This window comes from Acinetobacter sp. WCHAc060006, from assembly GCF_004209135.1.
In the GTDB taxonomy this organism is placed as follows: Bacteria; Pseudomonadota; Gammaproteobacteria; order Pseudomonadales; family Moraxellaceae; genus Acinetobacter; species Acinetobacter cumulans.
On sequence record NZ_SGSS01000076.1, the window covers coordinates 1 to 1573 of the forward strand.

Here is a 1573-nt window from a genome sequence, read left to right on the forward strand (position 1 = left end):
CTTGTAAAGGTTCTTCTGAATTATGATCAATAAGGATAATAGCACCGATTGCACCTTTACAAATCACAGGCCAAATAAAATCAAAACGACTTTGCCCAGGTGTACCATATAATCCGATTTTTACACCGTCTTCTAAAGTTACTTCACCATAATCAATACCTACTGTTGTTTCCATTTTTTCATGGCTGTCTTGGTCGGTATTGAAGGCTTCTGTTAATAGTACGGGTACATCAGAAAGCGAACGAATTGCTTCAGTTTTTCCTGCACCCATAGAACCTGCAAATACAATTTTGTATTGCTGTAGAATCATAGATATTCTCCCTATATCAGAAACCAAATTTTCTGCGAATTTTTCCAAAAAAACTTTTGATTAGACTTTCTTCGGGTTTTTCTTCAAGAGTTTCTGGTGGGTTGTAATGGTTATCCCAAATATTAATTTTACTTAAGTTACCTGAAGCCATATTTGCTGCAATAAAACGGCGTACCGTTTGTATAGGGATATTATGTTGTTCCGAAATTTTTGAAATTTTGGCGCCTTGAATAAAGCAAGCTGACATTTGGAAGATTTGTTTACGATTTTCACGATCTTGCGGTTTTGGCCAAAAATGTATTCGATAATGGCCATCTTCGGGTGCAATTTGATAAAAGTTTGGAGAGAACCAAAAAAGATTCCATATCCAATCTTGTAAGATATAACAGTCTTTTCTTGAAGCTTTAATAAGATGTGAAGTCGAGGCAAATTCATAATTAAAACTAAAATCTGTTTCGAAATCTTTACGTTCAGAATTACAGAACACTAAATTTTGCTTAATATCAATCACGCCTAAGGCACCTTGTGCATCTGAAATATAGAGCTTATGGTGACCTTCATCGGTGTCATACATTGTTTTGAAATAGCTTTCAGTATATGGATGATTTTCTTTGAGAGTAGCTTGAGTGGCTCTTTTTACTGGGATTACTGGCTCATCAAGCGGAGGTGTAAAATCATTATGGATAATATGTTGATCAATCCATTGATTTAAATCTTGTGTACTTTGTATAGGTAGATAGAGCGTATTATTTTCTAATTTACCTGATAGGTTATTGTCTTTGGCTACTTTTAGCCAAGGAAAACTTTTATTATTTAAAATGCGTTGAATCCCTTCGGTATCAAAGAAATTTTCATGAATAAATAAGCAGTCTAAATTAATATCGGTTGCAGTTTTCCATTGAATGTTAAATTTATTGTCTATTATATTGCTTAGCTGGCCTTTGAGCTCTTCAGCATCGTGAATACTTAAACCAGAAATTGCAATATTAATATATTGCTTATTCATTATTATCTCTCTATCAACTGAACGGAATGTGATTTAGAAATAGCGGGGGAATAAAAACCCCTTATATAATAAATATATAAGGGGTTTTTTTGAATCAGGTGAAATCAAGATTTTTTTCGTATGCTTTTAACTCATGGCGTGCCATTGCTAAGTTAGCTTTTGCACGATCAAGTACTAAGTATAGGAAAACATTTTCATTTTTTTCTAATGGGCGGATCAAGTGATATTGTTTGCCTAAAGTAATTAGAATATCAACG

At 33.5% G+C, this 1573-nt stretch carries 2 protein-coding genes and 1 pseudogene; all 3 read right to left on the minus strand.

Translation table 11 applies throughout. From position 1 onward, the window contains the following. A partial coding sequence (locus EXE29_RS17195; RefSeq protein WP_171406287.1) for a GTP-binding protein occupies nucleotides 1–310 on the minus strand: 310 nt, incomplete at its 3' end. 16 nt (nucleotides 311–326) lie between these two features. After that, nucleotides 327–1316 (minus strand): helix-turn-helix domain-containing protein, encoded by a 990-nt coding sequence (locus tag EXE29_RS17200; RefSeq protein ID WP_117006351.1) that lies wholly within the window; start codon nucleotides 1314–1316, stop codon nucleotides 327–329. Between the two features lie 94 nt (nucleotides 1317–1410). Then, nucleotides 1411–1573: pseudogene (locus EXE29_RS17205) on the minus strand (roadblock/LC7 domain-containing protein); the annotation flags it as partial.